The organism is Neobacillus sp. D3-1R (assembly GCF_052180215.1).
In the GTDB taxonomy this organism is placed as follows: Bacteria; Bacillota; Bacilli; order Bacillales; family Cytobacillaceae; genus Pseudoneobacillus.
In genome coordinates, this window is record NZ_CP197471.1 from 3288762 (window position 1) to 3306203 (window position 17442).

At 36.5% G+C, this 17442-nt stretch carries 17 protein-coding genes and 1 other annotated feature; of the genes, 2 read left to right on the top strand and 15 right to left on the bottom strand.

Annotated features, from left to right (window positions below):
* Nucleotides 1-12 precede the first annotated feature (12 nt).
* From ACSBPO_RS16930 to ACSBPO_RS16980, 11 genes are all read right to left on the bottom strand, one after another.
* Nucleotides 13-786, bottom strand: coding sequence for an enoyl-CoA hydratase (locus ACSBPO_RS16930; RefSeq protein WP_442595346.1), 774 nt, complete (start codon nt 784-786; stop codon nt 13-15).
* 28 nt (nt 787-814) lie between these two features.
* A complete protein-coding gene (locus ACSBPO_RS16935) occupies nt 815-1414 on the bottom strand; it encodes a TetR/AcrR family transcriptional regulator (protein WP_442595348.1) in 600 nt (199 codons plus the stop codon).
* A gap of 195 nt (nt 1415-1609) precedes the next feature.
* Nucleotides 1610-3307 carry an AMP-binding protein gene (locus ACSBPO_RS16940; protein ID WP_442595350.1) on the bottom strand — a complete coding sequence of 566 codons (1698 nt, stop codon included), beginning with the start codon at nt 3305-3307 and terminating at the stop codon, nt 1610-1612.
* Nucleotides 3308-3567: 260 nt separating this feature from the next.
* Nucleotides 3568-3975: a DUF350 domain-containing protein gene (locus ACSBPO_RS16945; RefSeq protein WP_442595352.1), complete on the bottom strand. Its 408-nt coding sequence runs from the start codon at nt 3973-3975 to the stop codon at nt 3568-3570.
* 75 nt (nt 3976-4050) lie between these two features.
* Nucleotides 4051-6408, bottom strand: a complete 2358-nt coding sequence (locus ACSBPO_RS16950) for an endonuclease MutS2 (protein WP_442595354.1) — start codon at nt 6406-6408, stop codon at nt 4051-4053.
* A 90-nt stretch (nt 6409-6498) separates the two neighbouring features.
* Nucleotides 6499-8214, bottom strand: coding sequence for a DNA polymerase/3'-5' exonuclease PolX (gene polX / locus ACSBPO_RS16955; protein WP_442595356.1), 1716 nt, complete (start codon nt 8212-8214; stop codon nt 6499-6501).
* Between the two features lie 104 nt (nt 8215-8318).
* Entirely contained in the window at nt 8319-8870 is a 552-nt protein-coding gene (locus ACSBPO_RS16960; protein WP_442595358.1) for a CvpA family protein, read from the bottom strand.
* Nucleotides 8870-9139 carry a cell division protein ZapA gene (gene zapA / locus ACSBPO_RS16965; protein ID WP_442595360.1) on the bottom strand — a complete coding sequence of 90 codons (270 nt, stop codon included), beginning with the start codon at nt 9137-9139 and terminating at the stop codon, nt 8870-8872. The genes ACSBPO_RS16960 and zapA overlap by 1 nt, the downstream gene beginning before the upstream one ends.
* Before the next feature lie 143 nt (nt 9140-9282).
* Nucleotides 9283-11697 (bottom strand): phenylalanine--tRNA ligase subunit beta, encoded by a 2415-nt coding sequence (gene pheT, locus ACSBPO_RS16970; protein ID WP_442595362.1) that lies wholly within the window; start codon nt 11695-11697, stop codon nt 9283-9285.
* Between the two features lie 18 nt (nt 11698-11715).
* The gene (gene pheS, locus ACSBPO_RS16975; protein ID WP_442595364.1) at nt 11716-12753 is read right to left on the bottom strand and encodes a phenylalanine--tRNA ligase subunit alpha; all 1038 of its coding nucleotides are present in this window, start codon (nt 12751-12753) and stop codon (nt 11716-11718) included.
* A gap of 77 nt (nt 12754-12830) precedes the next feature.
* Nucleotides 12831-13065 (bottom strand) — a binding site (T-box leader).
* A gap of 56 nt (nt 13066-13121) precedes the next feature.
* A complete protein-coding gene (locus ACSBPO_RS16980) occupies nt 13122-13874 on the bottom strand; it encodes a TrmH family RNA methyltransferase (protein ID WP_442595366.1) in 753 nt (250 codons plus the stop codon).
* A gap of 117 nt (nt 13875-13991) precedes the next feature.
* Between ACSBPO_RS16980 and sspI the strand changes: the two genes are divergently transcribed.
* Nucleotides 13992-14198: a small acid-soluble spore protein SspI gene (gene sspI / locus ACSBPO_RS16985; RefSeq protein WP_442595368.1), complete on the top strand. Its 207-nt coding sequence runs from the start codon at nt 13992-13994 to the stop codon at nt 14196-14198.
* 38 nt (nt 14199-14236) lie between these two features.
* On the opposite strand, the gene ACSBPO_RS16990 is transcribed toward sspI, so the two are convergent.
* Both ACSBPO_RS16990 and ACSBPO_RS16995 read right to left on the bottom strand, forming a co-directional pair.
* Nucleotides 14237-15322: a M42 family metallopeptidase gene (locus ACSBPO_RS16990; RefSeq protein WP_442595370.1), complete on the bottom strand. Its 1086-nt coding sequence runs from the start codon at nt 15320-15322 to the stop codon at nt 14237-14239.
* A 73-nt stretch (nt 15323-15395) separates the two neighbouring features.
* Entirely contained in the window at nt 15396-15884 is a 489-nt protein-coding gene (locus tag ACSBPO_RS16995) for a dUTP diphosphatase (RefSeq protein ID WP_442595372.1), read from the bottom strand.
* Nucleotides 15885-15984: 100 nt separating this feature from the next.
* Between ACSBPO_RS16995 and ACSBPO_RS17000 the strand changes: the two genes are divergently transcribed.
* Complete coding sequence (locus ACSBPO_RS17000; protein ID WP_442595374.1) at nt 15985-16362, top strand: sigma-w pathway protein ysdB; 378 nt, start codon at nt 15985-15987, stop codon at nt 16360-16362.
* Nucleotides 16363-16480: 118 nt separating this feature from the next.
* Here the strand turns inward: ACSBPO_RS17000 and ACSBPO_RS17005 are convergent, their stop codons facing one another.
* Together ACSBPO_RS17005 and ACSBPO_RS17010 are read right to left on the bottom strand one after the other, a co-directional pair.
* Nucleotides 16481-17059 carry a TVP38/TMEM64 family protein gene (locus ACSBPO_RS17005; RefSeq protein ID WP_442595375.1) on the bottom strand — a complete coding sequence of 193 codons (579 nt, stop codon included), beginning with the start codon at nt 17057-17059 and terminating at the stop codon, nt 16481-16483.
* A 72-nt stretch (nt 17060-17131) separates the two neighbouring features.
* Nucleotides 17132-17386 carry a DUF1294 domain-containing protein gene (locus tag ACSBPO_RS17010; protein ID WP_442595377.1) on the bottom strand — a complete coding sequence of 85 codons (255 nt, stop codon included), beginning with the start codon at nt 17384-17386 and terminating at the stop codon, nt 17132-17134.
* Nucleotides 17387-17442 lie beyond the last annotated feature (56 nt).

The following is a 17442-nucleotide window of genomic DNA, read 5'->3' on the forward strand; positions in this document are numbered from 1 at the left end:
ATGATAAAAAAATTATTCCCCTTTAAATTGTGGTTCTCTTTTTTCTAAAAAGGCTTGAATTCCTTCTTGACCATCGGCAGATCCAAACACTTTACCAAATAATATAGCTTCTTGTTTAACACCAGCATAAAATTCTGGAGTTTTCGAATAATTGAGAAGATCAATAGCAGCACGGATCGAAACAGGGCTCTTTTTGGCAATTTTTCCAGCAATCTTGTAAGCGTTTTCCATTAGTTCATTGTCAGGATAAGCATGATTCGCTAAACCATACTGCACAGCTTCAACTCCAGTGATAGGTTCACTAGTGAAAAGCATTTCTGCTGCTCTTGCAACTCCTACATACTTCGGTAAACGTTGTGAGCCAGCAAATCCGGGAATTAAACCAAGCTGCAGTTCTGGTAGTCCCAATTTTGCTGTTTCTGTAACAAGTCGGAAATGACATGCCATCGCAAGCTCTAAACCACCACCAAGGGCAGCACCGTGTATGGCCGCAATGATGGGCTTTGGAAACTTCTCCATTCGTTCAAAAAGATTTTGACCGAATTCACCAAGCTTTGAAAATTCTTCTTCTGATTGAACTTCTGTAAACTCTTTAATATCAGCTCCAGCGGAAAAGAAGCGGCCATCACCATGAATAACGATGACTCTAATCTCACTATTGCCTTCAATTTCATCTAATACTAATGATAACTCTTTTAAAAGCCCAGAAGATAACGCATTTGCAGGAGGTCGTTGGATTGTGATTGTAGCAATCCTTTCTTCATACGACCAATTTAAAAATTCCATCTTCATATCCCCCTTAAGAAATACCCCATTAAGACATGGATGATTGATGATAACCACAGCCTTTGATTAGGAGCTGGTGAACAGCTGGTGCAAGTGATGGTAAATCGTATCTTTGTTCATTCATTACCCAGGATGTAATGGTTTCATCCATTGTTCCAAAAATCATTTGTCGAGCAAGTCTAACGTCCAGCTCTTGGTTAAACTCACCATTTTCTTTTCCCTCTATTAAAATTTTATCGACAACCATTAAATAATTTTTTAGAACATCATTAATTTTTAGACGTAATTCTTTATTTGATTGTCTTAATTCTAATTGAGTGACGATGGCTAAGTGGCGGTCGTCTGCAAGTAATTGAAAATGCGATTCTACCATCATTAATAATTTCTCTACTGCGCTGTCTTTTCCTGCAATTTTTTGTTCGATTTTTTCAACAAAGGTTCCCATCTTTTCTTGAAAAAGTGAGATGAGTATATCTTCTTTATTTTTAAAATATAGGTATATTGTACCATCAGCAACTCCTGCCTGTTTTGCTATCTTTGAAACTTGAGCCTGGTGGTAGCCATTTTCTGCAATCACTATAACAGCAGCATCAATAATTTGCATATATTTAGGTTTATTTTTTTTCATTTCATTCAACTCCAAAAAAGTTCCTTACTACTTAACAAAATGAATGAATAGTCATTCATAATTCTATAATAGTAAGAAACTTCATTGATGTCAAGATGACATTACTATTTTGATTTGGGTATTTGGATATTTCCATTATGCCATGTTGGACAAGCTTTACGCAAAAATCAAGAGTCGAAAATCGACTCAAGGTCATTAGGCCTGTTTTATTTCTTCATTCTTTTTCTTTTCTTCATCTACTAAGGCCCTTCTTAAAATCTTTCCAACTGCAGTTTTCGGCAATTCTTTTCTAAATTCATATATTCGAGGAACTTTATATGCCGCCAAATGTTTTCTCGCAAATTCATTTAATTCTTCTTCAGTCGTACTTGTTCCTTCTTTTAATACAATATATGCCTTAACCGTTTCGCCACGATATGGATCAGGAATACCTGCAGCCACAACCTCTTGTACATTAGGATGCTCATATAACACTTCTTCAATTTCTCTAGGATAAATATTAAAGCCACCGGCTATAATCATATCTTTTTTACGATCCACAATATAAAAATATCCCTTTTCGTCCATATAACCTAAATCACCAGTTAATAGCCATCCATCTCTTAACGTTTGAGCAGTATCTTCTGGTTTATTCCAATATCCTTTCATGACTTGAGGACCTTTTACAGCAAGTTCACCTATTTCTCCTGGTGGTAATGGTTCACCCGTCTCCATAGAAAAAATGGCAGCATCTGTACTTGGCCAAGGGACCCCAATACTTCCCTTCACTCTAGGACGATCCCAAAGGAAATTAGAATGAGTAACAGGTGAGGATTCTGTTAGACCATATCCTTCCACCAATTTGCCTCCGGTTACTTCTTCAAATTTTTGTTGGACCTCTACTGGGAGCGGTGCTGACCCGCTAATACAGGAATCAATAGAAGATAAATCATATTTTTTCAGATCAGGATGATTTAATAATCCAATATAAATCGTTGGAGCCCCTGGAAATAAGGTTGGTCTTTTCTTTTGAATGGTTTTTAACGTTGTTTCAACATCAAATTTCGGCAATAGGATCATTTCATGAGCTTGCATGATCGATAAAATCATAACGGTTGTCATTCCATACACATGAAAAAAAGGAAGGATTCCTAACACTTTTTCTCCTGCGGGTTTACACTTATACATCCAACCCTGACACATCACAGCATTAGATACAAGATTCTTATGTGTAAGCATAACCCCTTTTGGAAACCCTGTTGTTCCCCCAGTATATTGCAATAGAGCAAGATCTTCTTCAAAATCAAAATCATAGATCTTTACATCTCTCTTTGGCTGTTTAAATATTTCAGTTAGCAAATGGTTCGTTCCTTCATGCTTAACATTCACAACCATTCCATACTGTTTCTTTTGCATAAATGGGTAGACTAGGTTTTTAGGAAATGGCAGTGCATCCTTGATAGCGGTTACAATTACATGTTTTAAATTCGTTTTTGGCATGACTTTAGTTACTCTTGGGAATAAAATTTCCAGAGTTATGATGGCTTTAGCCCCTGAATCAATCATTTGATATTCAAGTTCTCTCTCCATATAAAGCGGATTTGTTTGAACCACTATGCCCCCAGCCAGCAGTATTCCGAAATAGCTAATAACTGCTTGAGGTATATTGGGCAGCATAATGGCAACACGATCGCCTTTACCTATCCCTAGTTGCTGCAAATATGCTGCAAGCTTTAGGGACTTTTCATAAACCTCTTTAAATTTAAATTCTTTTCCCATAAAATGAATCGAGACCTTTTCAGGATACTTTTCTGCCGCTTTCACTAAGTAGTGCTGAACTGGTTCAGATTCCATTGATATTGTATGCGGGATCTCGGGTGGGTAATGTTTCAACCATGGCTTTTCATGTGTCATGAAGAACCTCCCTTTTTTGAATTATTTAAAAATTCAAATTTTACATCTATCTCCTATTATAATATAGTAATGTTTTTTAGACAATCAGAAAGAAAGTTGGACTAGCCTTAAAAAATAAAAACTGCCTAGATTACTAGGCAGTTTAAAAAGTTTATTAGGATAGCTTATACAAAAAATAACATGTAGATAAGTCCTATCAAGATAAAAGCTCCACAAAGAATCAGTAAAATCTTGGCTAATCTTTCCAACTTGTTCTCTCCTTACAAAATTCCTGCACCAATAACAAAGGATAGCCCAACTGAGATGATTAAGGCAATAAAACCAACCGCACGGTTATCCTTTTCGATTTCTTCATCAATTCTAAAATTTGGTGTTAGAAATTCAAAAATAAAATATCCAATTAATAAAAGAATAAAGCCAAAAACACCCCAGCTGATAACTGTCAAAAGACTATCGTGTTGCATAATAGAGAATCTGAAAATATTAGCTACACCAAAGATTTTCCCTCCTGTTGCCATCGCAACAGCGATATTTCCCCTTTTTATTTCATCCCAGTTTTTATATTTGGTAACGAGTTCAAAGATTGCCAAAAAGACAATCATACAAAGGATGACAACACTATAATTGGCAGCTGTTCGAATAAATTCATTCTCCCAAAATGGATTCATCATGTTTTCTCCTCAACTTGGCTCTTAAAAAGGGCGACTATGTTTAAGTTACGCCCCAATTAAAAAGTTTGCCATTTATTTAAATTCTACTATTGTTACACCGATGCCGCCTTCTCCGGCATCACCAAATCTAGCTCTTTTCACCGAGCGATGGTTTTTCAAATACTCCGTAACTCCTTGTCTAAGGGCTCCAGTACCTTTTCCGTGTATGATGGAGACACGTGGATAACCGGCAAGTAAGGCATCATCAATATATTTCTCCACTCTATGGAGTGCGTTTTCATACCGCTCACCGCGAAGGTCTAATTCTAAGCTAACATGAAAATCCTTGCCCTTTACAACGGCAACAGGTTTTACTTCCTTTTGTTTTGGAGTACTAATGTATTCCATATCCTTTTCATTGACCTTCATTTTTAGAATACCAATCTGAACAACCCATTCCTTGTCTGAAGTTTGTTCAATAAGTGTTCCTTTTTGATCAAAGGTCAAAACCTTTACTTCATCACCAGATGTAAAAGTGTGTGCCTTTTTATTGGAGGAGGTTGTCTTTTTTGACTTATTAACCTTCGGTGTGGCTTCTTCTAACCGTTTTCTTGCTTCAATCAATTCATGCTCTTTTACTTCAGCATTTTTCTCTATTCTTAACTTTCTAAGTTCACGAATAATGTATTCAGCTTCAGCTTTTGCCTTTTCAATTAGTTCGGCCGCTTCTTCTTGAGCCTTTTCAAGCATTGTATCCTTTTCTTCATAAAAAGCAATCATCTGATTTTGTAAGTCCTTATGAAGCTTCTCTGCTTGTTTGAAATAGTCCTGAGCGTCCTGGCGGTCATTTTCAGCTTCTCTCTTACTTTTCTCAAGAGAAGCAATCATATTTTCAATTTGGTTTGTATCGTCACTGATTTGATTACGCGCATTATTAATGACATGTTCACTTAAACCTAATCGCTTTGAAATCTCAAAAGCGTTACTTCTTCCAGGAACCCCAAGGAGAAGCTTATAGGTTGGACTTAATGTTTCAACATCAAATTCCACGCTTGCATTTACGACTCCAGGTCGGTTATAGCCGTAGGCTTTTAATTCAGGGTAATGAGTGGTCGCAATTACTTTGGCACCGCGACGATACACTTCATCTAAAATAGAGATGGCTAACGCCGCTCCTTCTTGCGGGTCCGTCCCGGCTCCTAATTCATCAAAAAGAACTAGACTATTAAAGTCAACTTTTTGAAGAATATCCACGATATTCACCATATGAGATGAGAAGGTACTTAAGCTTTGCTCGATGGATTGTTCATCCCCTATATCAGCGTAAACACTATCAAAAACCGCTACTTCTGAACCATCTAAAGCAGGGATTTGTAATCCAGCCTGTGCCATTAAAACACATAGACCAACTGTTTTTAATGTAACTGTTTTACCACCAGTATTCGGTCCCGTAATGACAATCGTTGTGTAATCCTTACCTAGAAATACATCGTTTGCAACAACTTCATCTTTTGGAATTAACGGATGTCTTCCTTTGTATAAAGCAATTTTTCCATCCTGATTGATTAAAGGTTTAGATGCCTTAATTTTATTTGCGTATCTGGCTTTTGCAAACATAAAATCTAATTCACCTAAAACATAGACAATCGTTAAGAGCTCTTGTTCAAATTCAGCTACATAAGCAGTAAGTTCCATTAAGATTCTTTCAATCTCTAACTGTTCCTTAACCCTTATTTCTTGTAGCTGGTTATTTAATTGGACTATGGCTTGTGGTTCAATAAAAAGTGTTTGTCCTGATGAGCTTTGGTCATGAATAATACCACCATAATGACCACGGTATTCTTGTTTAACCGGGATAACAAAACGATCATTACGAATTGTTACAATCGCATCCGATAACATCTTCTGTGCATTGGAAGATCGAATCATGCTTTCTAATTTTTCACGGACCCGTGATTCGTTTGAGCGCAATTGTTGTCTTAACGAACGCAAGGTGTCACTTGCACTATCAAGTACCTCACCGCTCTCATCGATGGCATTTCTAATTCTTTGCTCTAAATCTGCTAGAACGATGATTTTTCCTACATATTGGCTAAGGATGGGTAATTCTACTTGCTCATCCACCATATCCTCGATAAAGCGTTTAATTTGTCTACTTACTCGAATCGTACTGGCCACCTGAGTTAATTCTTGCGGACTTAACGTTCCTCCGATAGCTGATCTTTTCACATGTGAACGAATATTATAAATGCCTGAAAGTGGAACATTCCCTTTTAAGCGATATACTTTTGCCGCTTCATCTGTTTCTTCCTGCCATTTTACAACTTCATCAAATTGCTTTGAAGGAACTAAGCTTTTTACTTTTTCTTGACCTAGTGTAGAAGAAGTAAATTCCAAAACCTGTTCTTTTACTTTTTCAAATTCTAATACTTTTAAAACTCTTTGTTGCATGGAGATACCTCCCCTTTACCATCTATTTCGTTCAAAGGAAGAAATTCTTTTGTTTCTTCCAAAGAAGAATGCACTTTTTTCTTCCACATCTCATCGACGATGTAAAAAATTCAATAATTCATCTTTTTCACATGCATTCAAAACATTTTCCTTTAGTATCCAGCCTTTTCTTGCTGATGATACACCTATCTCCATATGGGATAAAGTATCTTTATGGTGTGCATCCGTATTAATAGCAATTTTCACACCTGCTGCTTGGGCTTTTCTTACATTTTCCGCAGATAGGTCTAAGCGATGTGGATTTGCATTTAATTCTAAAACGGTATTTGTTTCTTTTGCTAATTGGACCAGCATATCCATATCAACTGAATATCCTTCTCTTCTACCAATAAGTCTGCCTGTTGGATGGGCGATTATATCAACATGAGCGTTTATCAATGCATTTTTTAAACGATTCATGATCTTTTCTTGTGACTGTGAGAAGGAGGAATGGATGGATGCAATGACAACATCTACTTCAGCAAGCAATTCATCATCATAGTCTAACGTTCCATCTGGTAGAATATCCATTTCCACTCCAGTAAGGATAAGAAAATCATCATACTTTTCATTCAATCTTTTAATTTCAGCATGCTGCTTCCTTAGCCTTTCTTTATCTAAGCCGTTTGCCACTTTTAAATATTGGGAGTGATCTGTAATAGCTATATACTGATATCCTTTTGCCCTAAAAGCCTCTACCATTTCTTCAATTGAATAGGCACCATCACTCCATGTTGAGTGCATATGAAGATCACCTTTTATATCCTCAAGTCTAATAAGTGGCTTCTCCGCGGTGAATTCCTCAACCTCACGGCCATCCTCACGAATCTCAGGAGGAATAAAAGGTAGATGAAAGTATTGGTAGAATTCTTCCTCAGATGCAAAGGTTTTTATTTCGCCCGTTTCAACATTTTCTACCCCATACTCACTTATTTTTTCGCCGCGCTCCTTTGCAAGCTGTCTCATTCGGACATTATGCTCTTTAGACCCTGTAAAATGATGCAAAGTAGTCGCAAACTCATGTGGTTTGACTAATCGGAAATCAACGGAGACGTCGTAATCCAATTCCAGTGTAATGGAAACCTTCGTATCTCCTGCTGCAATGACTTCTTTTATTTTTGGTAGCTGTAACAGTTGTTCACGTACAGAATCAGAGTCGTTAGTGGATATAATGAAATCCAAATCCTTTATTGTTTCTCTCATTCTTCTTAAACTGCCAGCACGAGAATATTTCTCTATTCCGTGAAATTTTTTAAGATGTGCTTCAATTAATTCAGCAACCTTGAGCATGAAGGCAATCGGCAGACGTTCTGGTCTTGTCCCCATATTTTCGATTGCTTGAAGTATCTTTTCTTCCGTTTTTATCCCAAAGCCAGCTAAATTCTGTATTTTTTTAGCAAGACAGGCTTCTTTTAAATCCTCAACATTTTCTATACTTAACTCAGAGTAAAGCTTAGCAATTTTCTTCCCACCAAGACCTGGTAACTGAAGAAGCTGAAGTAACCCGGTTGGCACTTCCTCTTGTAACTCTTTTAGGACAGTGGATTCTCCAGATTGCAAGTATTCTTCGATAACAGATGCAGTACCCTTACCAATACCTGATAGTTCTGTGAAATCGTTAATCTCAGATAAACTGCGGTCATCTGCCTCGATAGCCGCTGCTGCCTTACGAAATGCGGAAACCTTAAATGTATTCTCACCCTTTAATTCCATATATATAGAAATAGTTTCTAATAAACGAATAATATCTTTTTTTGTCATTTCCATCTTGAAACACCGCCTTATCTTACCTTATCATTATGCGATATTTTTAAAAATTTCATTAGAGAACGAATTTGAGGGACTAATTCTAAAGAGAACCTCCCTTAGAATTAGCCCCTAGTAGAGATATAATCAAACCACATTTCTTTTATTTGCTTTGAAAAAACGGGAGTATGATTAATAATAGATTTTGCAACAGATGAATCTTTTATTGGGTTTTGAATAAAGTCCATTGGTAATAGTGCAGCTATATATAAAACGATTAATATAAGTAAATAAACTTCAACCAGACCTAAAAACCCACCGCCCAAAATATTCAACTGCTTTAAAATCGGTATATGGGAAATGAAATCTAGCATAGCTCCTATGATTTGCAGAACAATTTTTACTGCAAAAAATATGACGGCAAAAGCAATCGCTCTATAATAGGCTTCTTCCATATTTGCACCATCAAAAATAAATTGTAACGGGGAATTGGTTCCACCCAAATGCGGATAAGGTACCCATAATGTTAATTTTGGTGCTAGGTCATCATAATACATGGTGGCCACAATAAAAGCCACAATAAAGCCAGTTAAATGGACTAATTGTAGAATAAACCCTCTTTTAAGGCCTACAAGAAATCCTATTAAAAAAATAAATAGAATAGCTAAATCTAGCATTATCTTTTTTCATCCTTTTCTCGGTTTAATTCTGCTTCCAATTTCTCATAACGATCTCTTAAATTAATTAGGTCATTAATAGCATTTAGGGCCGTTAATACTGCTAATTTACTAACGTCTAAAGAAGGATTCTTGGAACCTATTTCTCTCATTTTATCGTCTACCATCGAGGCTACTAACCGGATATGGCTAGAACTTTCCGTTCCTACGATTACATATTGCTGACCGTATATATCAACTGTTGTACGTTTTTTCTGTGTTTGCGACAACGAAAAAGCACCCCTATTCAAAAGAATCCTAATCCCTATCATAACATGAAAATGAATTATGTGAAAAGTAAGAGTATTACCTTTAACGCATTAACGCGCCGGGGGTCTGACCCCCGGCGCGTTAATGCGTTGTTACAGTAAAGTTAACCTCTTAATACAGCTCCCGTTTTTTCTTCAAGGTTGTTTAAGACGTTTTGATGTGTTTTTGTTACATCTTCGTCTGTTAATGTACGCTCTGGATCAAAATATTTTAATGAGAACGCAATCGATTTTTTACCTACTTCCATACGTTCGCCTTCATATAAATCAAAGATATGAACTTCTTTTAATAAAGAACCGCCAGCTTCTTTAATTACTTCTTTTAATTCATTAGCTGATTTTTCTTTATCAACTACCAACGCGATGTCGCGGGTAATGGAAGGATATCTCGGAATAGATACATATTTTAATGGTTCGTTTTCGGCAGCAAATACATCGATTAAGTTGACTTCACATACATAAGTATCTTTTAAGTCTTTTTCTTTTTGTACTTGTGGGTGAATTTGACCTAGGAAACCAATATACTTTCCATCTAAAAGAACCTCTGCAGTACGACCAGGATGCATACCTTCCATTTCTAATTGACGGTATTCTACTTTTTCTTGAAGTCCCAGTTTTGCAAATAATCCTTCTAATATTCCTTTTAATACATAGAAGTCCACTGGCTTTTTCTCACCTTGCCATAGATGTGAATGCCATAGTCCTGTTAAGGCAACGGCTAAATGCTCTTGTTCTTCTGGAAGTTCATCATTTTCGTTTGCTAAGAACACAGCACCAGTTTCATAAATTCCTAAGTTTTCATTTTGTCTTGCACTGTTATACTTAAGAGCTTCAAGAAGCTGAGGTACAATGCTTAAACGTAATTGACTGCGTTCTTCACTCATTGGCATTGCTAAACGAATTGGTTCTTTTTTTACTAAAGCATATTGAGTCGCTTTATCCTCACTGGTTAATGAATACGTAATTGCTTGGTAAAGACCAGCGCTTTCTAGATATCGTCTAGTGATTCTACGTTTTAATTGATAAGGTGTTAACGCACCAGGAGTAGCGGAACCAATTGGTAAAGTAGAAGGGATATGGTCATAACCATAAAGTCTCGCAACCTCTTCTACTAAATCTTCTTCGATCGTAATATCTCCACGGCGAGTTGGAACCGTAACAGTGAAGGTTTCATTATCTGTCTTAATATCAAAGCCGAGTCTTGTAAAAATATCTTCCACTGTTTTTACATCGACATCAGTCCCAATAACTGAATTTATTTTCTTAAGAGTAGTTGTGACAACTACTGGCTTCACTTCAAGAGTATCCACTTCCACAGAACCTTCTAATACTTCCCCACCTGCATACTTTTCCATTAAGTAAACAGCTCGTTCTGCCGCTGCTCGGACACGATTTGGATCTACCCCTTTTTCATATCTTGCACTGGCTTCACTTCGTAATCCATGTACTCTAGAGGTTTTACGTATCGATGTTCCTTTGAAATAAGCGGATTCTAATAATACCGTTGTCGTATCTGAAGTAACCTCTGAATTTGCTCCACCCATTACACCAGCTAATGCAACTGGTTCTTGACCGTTTGTAATAACTAAATCATCACTTGATAGTGTTCTTTTTGCATCATCAAGGGTTACAATTTCTTCCCCTTCTTTTGCAAGTCGAACTAAAATCTCTTTACTGCCTAAGCGATCATAATCAAATGCATGAAGTGGTTGACCATATTCTAAAAGAATATAATTCGTAATATCAACGACATTGTTATGTGGACGGATACCTGCAGCAATTAAACGGCCTTGCATCCAAACTGGGGAAGGACCAATTTTCACATTTTTGATCACTTTTCCAACATATAAAGGGTTTTCTTCTTTTGCTTCAACAGAAATTTTAATATAATCTGCTGCTTTTTCATTCGCTGTTGTTACATTTGCTTCAGGAAGCTTAACCTCTCTACCAAGAATAGCGGCTACTTCATAAGCAACGCCTAACATACTTAAACAATCTGAACGGTTTGGAGTTAATCCTAGTTCAAGAACCTGGTCATCACGATTTAATAGAGCAATCGCGTCACTTCCAACTTCCGCATCATTTGGAAAAACATAAATTCCTTCAGAAAATTCCTTTGGAGTTAATTTCCCTTCAATACCTAGTTCTTGTAAGGAACAAATCATTCCGTTGGATTCTTCTCCGCGCAGCTTAGCACGTTTTATTTTAAAATTCCCAGGTAATACAGCACCTACAGTTGCAACTGCAACCTTTTGCCCTTGAGCGACATTTTTTGCTCCGCAAATGATTTGAACTGGCTCATCTGCACCAATATCCACTAGACACTTATTTAATTTATCAGCATTTGGATGTTGTTCACGTTCTAAAACATGCCCAACCACAACACCACTGATTCCTTCGTTAAGTACTTCTACTCCTTCTACTTCAATTCCGCTTTTGGTAATTAATTTTGCAAGCTCTGTAGAAGTAACACCAGATATATCTACATAATCTTGTAGCCATTTATATGAAACAAACATTGTTAATCCTCCTAATTTTTACTCGTGAATCGAAAATTGCTTTAAGAATCTAACGTCATTTGTATAGAAGTGGCGAATATCATCCACACCATACTTTAACATGGCAATCCGCTCTGGCCCCATACCGAAGGCGAAACCAGTATATTTCTTTGAATCATAGCCAGCCATTTCAAGTACATTCGGATGAACCATCCCGCCTCCTAAAATTTCAATCCAGCCAGTTCCTTTACATACGCTGCATCCGTTGCCGCCGCAAATTTTACAAGAAATGTCCATTTCAACGGATGGCTCTGTAAATGGGAAGAAGCTCGGACGAAGGCGAATTTTTCGGTCTTCCCCAAACATTTTCTTTACAAAAACCTCTAATGTGCCTTTTAAATCACTCATGCTAATGTTTTCGCCAATTACTAAACCTTCAATTTGCATAAACTGATGGGAGTGTGTCGCATCATCATTATCACGACGGTAAACTTTACCTGGGCAAATAATTTTAATAGGACCTTTTTCTTGATTTTTTTCCATCGTTCTTGCCTGAATGGGAGAAGTATGAGTGCGTAAAAGTGTTTCTTCGGTAATATAGAAGGAATCCTGCATATCCCTTGCTGGATGACCCTTTGGTAAATTTAATGCTTCGAAATTATAGTAATCTTTTTCTACTTCAGGACCTTCAGCAACCGTATACCCCATACCAATAAATAGGTCTTCAATTTCTTCAATCACACGTGTTAACGGGTGATGATTTCCTTCTCTTATTGGTCTTCCTGGTAACGTAACATCAATTTTCTCTGAAGCAAGCTTCGCATTAATCACATCTGCTTCCAGCTTGCGTTGCTTTTCTTCAATTTTGGTTGAAATGGATTCACGTACCTCATTCACTAGTGCTCCCATTTTTGGTCGCTCTTCTTCAGATAATTTCCCCATCCCGCGTAATACTTCTGTGATAGGTCCTTTTTTACCTAAATAAGCAACACGAACATCATTTAATTGCTTAAGGTCTGAAGCTGCATCAATTAACCCGATTGCTTCAGTTTGCAGTTCCTTTAAACGCTCTTGCATTTTTGTTTTCCTCCTAATTTTTCTTATCAAAATTTTGCATGATTTAAAAATAGCCAAATAAAAAAACCTCTATCCCTAAAAGGGACGAGGTTTATATCGCGGTACCACCCTTATAAATGCTTATGGTGTAAGCATTCACTTCATTGAAGATAACGGCTTAGCCGGAGCATCTTTACACTTTTTAAAAAAGTGGTCCCGATGCCTACTCAGGAGGTGAACTTCACTTGTCCATTTCATAAAGATGCTTTCAGTCAAGGCATCTTCTCCCTAAATGATTGGGTACGAGCTACTTTTCTCCGTCAATGTATTTCGATCATGCAGTTTTGCTGATTATTATATTATAAAATGAAAGGAGATTCAAATTGTTCTTAACAATTTTTAAAATAATATAGTAAAATTCCCGTTGCAACTGCCACATTTAGTGATTCGCTTTTTCCGAAAATAGGTATATAAAGGTTTTGGTCTGTTTGATTCAATAACTCTGATTGAATCCCATTCCCTTCATTTCCTACCATTAATGCAAAAGAGGATGATGGTGTAACTTTTGTATAAGTAGTACCATTTTCTAAGGCTGTCCCGTATATCGGAACATTAGCAGACTTTAATTTTTGAATCCATTCGGATAAGTCTCCTCTGATAATGGGTAAATGAAAGTGGCTACCTTGTGCAGATCGTAATACTTTAGCGTTGTAGATGTCGACACTTCCATTTCCAACGATAACCGTGTCAATCCCCACTGCATCAGCAGTTCGAATGATGGTCCCCAGATTTCCTGGATCTTGAACAGCGTCCAGAAGTAAAAAACTGTTACCATTGGCTATTTCCTGATCCGGTTGTTTACATACAGCAAAAATTCCTTGAGTCGTTTCCGTTTCAGCAAGTTCTTTTAATACTTCTTTATTGACGGTCGTAACTGGGATAGAACCGTAGTTCATTCTAGGTGGTATTTCTACTTCTTCAGAAAGGATGATTTCTAATACGGAATCTTCTATTTTTAATGCTTCTTCAACTAAATGAAAGCCTTCCACAAGAAAAGTTCCTGTCTTTTCTCGTTCTTTTTTCGTATGTAATTTTTTCCACTGTTTTACTTGGGGGTTTTTAGATGAGTGGATGTATTTCACTTTTATAACTCCTTTAACTTTCCATTATCAATTTTACTATTATAGCCTATTTTCAATACATAATAAAAGTAAATATGGAAAATCATATGAAGGAAAAGTAAGAAAGGAGTGGGAAGAATGAATTTAAATCTGCGTAATGCTATTGTTCACAATGTACAAGGAAATACACAAGATGAATTAAGAGATACTATTGTCGATGCAATCCAAACTGGGGAAGAAAAAATGCTCCCAGGACTAGGTGTACTTTTTGAAATCATTTGGAATAATTCTTCAGAGGATGAAAGAAAAGAAATGTTAGATACCCTGGAATCTGGACTGAAATAAAGGTAAAACCCCGAAAATCAATTCGGGGTTTTACTCTTTTACTCGTAAGTAATTTTATCAACAGCTTCTTGATTTAAACGCTTTGTCACTTCTACGATTAATTTAACTGCATTTTCATAATCATCACGGTGAAGCATGGCAGCATGAGAGTGAATATAACGTGTTGCAATCGTAATAGCTAAAGAAGGCGCACCTTTGTGAGATAGATGCATAGAGCCAGCATCCGTTCCACCGCCTGCAATAGCATCAAATTGATACGGGATCCCTAACTCATCCGCCACTCCTGTTACAAAATCACGAAGTCCTTTATGAGAGACCATGGATGCATCATATAATATGATTTGAGGACCTTTACCCATTTTACTAAGTGCTTCTTTTTCTGAGATTCCAGGAGTATCTCCAGCAATCCCAACGTCTACTCCGAAGCCAATATCCGGCTGGATGAAGTTAGCAGCTGTTCTTGCCCCTCTTAAACCAACCTCTTCTTGTACACATCCTACACTGTAAACTTCATTTTCATGGTTTTCAGCTTTTAACTGCTTTAATACATCAATTGCAATCGCACAACCAATACGATTATCCCACGCTTTTGCTAAAAGCATTTTTTCATTGTTCATGACAGTAAACTCAAAGTATGGAACAACCATGTCGCCAGGACGAACTCCCCACTCCATTACTTCTTCACGACTAGATGCACCAATATCAATAAACATATCCTTGATTTCAACTGGCTTCTTTCTTGCTTCTGCAGTTAAGATATGCGGCGGCTTCGATCCAATTACCCCTGTCACATCACCATTTTTTGTCACGATTGTCACACGTTGAGCCAGCATAACTTGTGACCACCATCCGCCAACGGTCTGGAATTTTAGGAAACCTTTATCATCAATACTTGTAATCATGAAACCTACTTCATCTAAGTGGCCAGCAATCATAATTTTAGGACCGCCTACTTTGCCCACTTTCTTTGCAATTAAGCTGCCTAGATTATCGGTTGTAACTTCATCAGCAAAAGGCTCTATGTATTTCTTCATTACTTCGCGAGGTTCTCTTTCATTACCAGGAATCCCCTTCGCGTCCGTTAAATCCTTTAACATTTGCAATGTTTCATCTAATTTTGTCATGATATAGGCTCCCTTTTTTATGTATTCTATTTTTCCATTATACAAACGAATAGAGAAATGTACAAATTTTCTGCTAATAACCCTTCTCTTGTCTTTGATAATTTACTTCATTTTTAAGAATATATGCTTGTTCAATTTCTTGGCGGCCGAAACCTAAAAACTCTCCCAATAATAAAAACTCATTAAAAAGTTGTTCGTAGTTTTCGAATGTGGCATTATTTCTAAATTTATTTACCAGACTATATATTTCTAAAAATTGTTCTGTTAGCTCTTTTTTTCCAGAAGAGCTAATGTGAATTTCTTTCTTCTCAAACCCTTTTTCTAATCCAAGCGATAAAATAAAATGCAAGCCATCTACATACTCCTCACCTATTTTTTCTCTTGGTGCTGGTGGTTTTAAACTCCAAAACTTAAAACAACGGGTTTCGTTGGCCAGCTCTCCGAATTCAACAAGAAGCGCTAACACTTTTTTCTCAAATAGATTTTCATTTTGTATATCGTGATTCGTTTCAATATGAGAATCCAATTCTTTTTGCATAGAGAAAAGTTTTTCAAAATTCATTGGTAACCATCCTTTCTTCAAAAAAATTATATCAAACTTTGAAACCTTTTTTGTACTGAAACGTAAATCAAGAAAAAGACGACTATTGGAGGACGGTTTTATGTGGTTACTTCGGATGCTATTATTAGCGCTTATATTGTTCCTCATTTACTACCTTATCAAATATATTTTTAATCCTAAACGAAAACTTGAATTAGCTCATGAACAAAAACGTTATTTTCTTTACGATGATCCGAATAATGTCCGTAAAAATTTTCTTCTCACATATAAGGGAGTTCTTTTTGAAGGGGAAAAGTATCTTGGCACAACCGATGAAGCATTTGAAGTGGTTTCCATCTTTATTTGGCCAAAAAATATAGCAAGTTTAAAAGGTTTAGGGAAGAATGACTTTCTTTTCATAGAAGAAAACATCCGAATGAACTATCCCAATGCAAAAATCGATTGGAAAAGCCCCATCAAGGAACTTTTAAATCAGTAAAACAGATAGGGGCTGGAGCTAGACAATTTTCGAAGTCACAAAAAGTTATCCTTTCTTACCAATTATAAAAGGTGCCCGCTTTTGAAAAAGTGGGCACCTTTTATAATTGAGATCGTTTTTAAACTGATGTACTTTCCTTAAAAAATTCCTTCCATTTTATAACCGCCATCTTTTCCCTTAATAAATAAACAAGCATAGACAAAGCAAATAATATAACTAGAATCATCGATGGAGTGAAGCGGCTAATAAACTGCCCAAAGATCGTATAAAAAAAGGCTAATGGAAGATTGGAATAGAAGGAACCCCAAACATATTGTTTAAAACCCTTCTTCCTCTGCAAAAGACAAAAATTCATTAAATGAAAATGGATAAATGGTATCAGTCTTAGCACGGCAATTTGGCCAACGGTTAAATTCCTATATGGTCCAAACCATTTCTCTTTTATTTTTGACAGTTTGTCATACGTTTTTGGCATTTTTTGAACGATAAAATAAAATAGAATGCTAACTAACATTAAACCGATTAAAGAATAAACCGTACCTAATGCAGTACCAAACAATACTCCCCCAGCTATACAGACCACTGCCACAGGAATAAATAAGAATTGCCTCAATAAATGAAATAAAATAAAGACTAACGGTGCAAGAATGCCAACAGATTCTACTAGTATAAACACCATGGATAGTTGCTCATTCATTTTTTCACCTTCTCTGACTGACTTAAGGAGGTACTTGTAAAGTCTATAAAATCAGACAAGATATTATGACAATTATTTTAAATATAAGGCAAAAAGAACAATTTCAATCACTGCAAGCAGTGGAAAGCCAATGCGAAATGATGTATGTTTGGTTTTATGTCTAAAAATGTTCATCCCAATTGTTGTACCAACGGCTCCAAAACAAATAGCTGTTATCCATAAGGCCCTTTCGCTTATTCGATATTGACCTTTTTTAGCTTTATTTTTATCGACTCCCATTAAAATAAAACCATACAGGTTAATCAAAAGTAAAATGATACTAACCAAGTTTTCCTCTCCTCTATAAAAATAATCAAAAAGCCACCCTCGGAAACCGAGAATGG

What these genes read in the sequence shown, in the direction of transcription:
- ACSBPO_RS16930 (WP_442595346.1), bottom strand. Translation starts at nt 786, where the DNA reads ATGGAATTTTTAAATTGGTCGTATGAAGAAAGGATTGCTACAATCACA.
- ACSBPO_RS16995 (WP_442595372.1), bottom strand. Translation starts at nt 15,884, where the DNA reads ATGAATTTTGAAAAACTTTTCTCTATGCAAAAAGAATTGGATTCTCAT.
- ACSBPO_RS17000 (WP_442595374.1), top strand. Translation starts at nt 15,985, where the DNA reads ATGTGGTTACTTCGGATGCTATTATTAGCGCTTATATTGTTCCTCATT.
- ACSBPO_RS16940 (WP_442595350.1), bottom strand. Translation starts at nt 3,307, where the DNA reads ATGACACATGAAAAGCCATGGTTGAAACATTACCCACCCGAGATCCCG.
- ACSBPO_RS16950 (WP_442595354.1), bottom strand. Translation starts at nt 6,408, where the DNA reads ATGCAACAAAGAGTTTTAAAAGTATTAGAATTTGAAAAAGTAAAAGAA.
- pheS (WP_442595364.1), bottom strand. Translation starts at nt 12,753, where the DNA reads ATGCAAGAGCGTTTAAAGGAACTGCAAACTGAAGCAATCGGGTTAATT.
- sspI (WP_442595368.1), top strand. Translation starts at nt 13,992, where the DNA reads ATGAATTTAAATCTGCGTAATGCTATTGTTCACAATGTACAAGGAAAT.
- ACSBPO_RS16960 (WP_442595358.1), bottom strand. Translation starts at nt 8,870, where the DNA reads ATGCTAGATTTAGCTATTCTATTTATTTTTTTAATAGGATTTCTTGTA.
- ACSBPO_RS16935 (WP_442595348.1), bottom strand. Translation starts at nt 1,414, where the DNA reads ATGAAAAAAAATAAACCTAAATATATGCAAATTATTGATGCTGCTGTT.
- ACSBPO_RS16945 (WP_442595352.1), bottom strand. Translation starts at nt 3,975, where the DNA reads ATGAATCCATTTTGGGAGAATGAATTTATTCGAACAGCTGCCAATTAT.
- polX (WP_442595356.1), bottom strand. Translation starts at nt 8,214, where the DNA reads ATGGAAATGACAAAAAAAGATATTATTCGTTTATTAGAAACTATTTCT.
- pheT (WP_442595362.1), bottom strand. Translation starts at nt 11,697, where the DNA reads ATGTTTGTTTCATATAAATGGCTACAAGATTATGTAGATATATCTGGT.
- ACSBPO_RS16990 (WP_442595370.1), bottom strand. Translation starts at nt 15,322, where the DNA reads ATGACAAAATTAGATGAAACATTGCAAATGTTAAAGGATTTAACGGAC.
- ACSBPO_RS17005 (WP_442595375.1), bottom strand. Translation starts at nt 17,059, where the DNA reads ATGAATGAGCAACTATCCATGGTGTTTATACTAGTAGAATCTGTTGGC.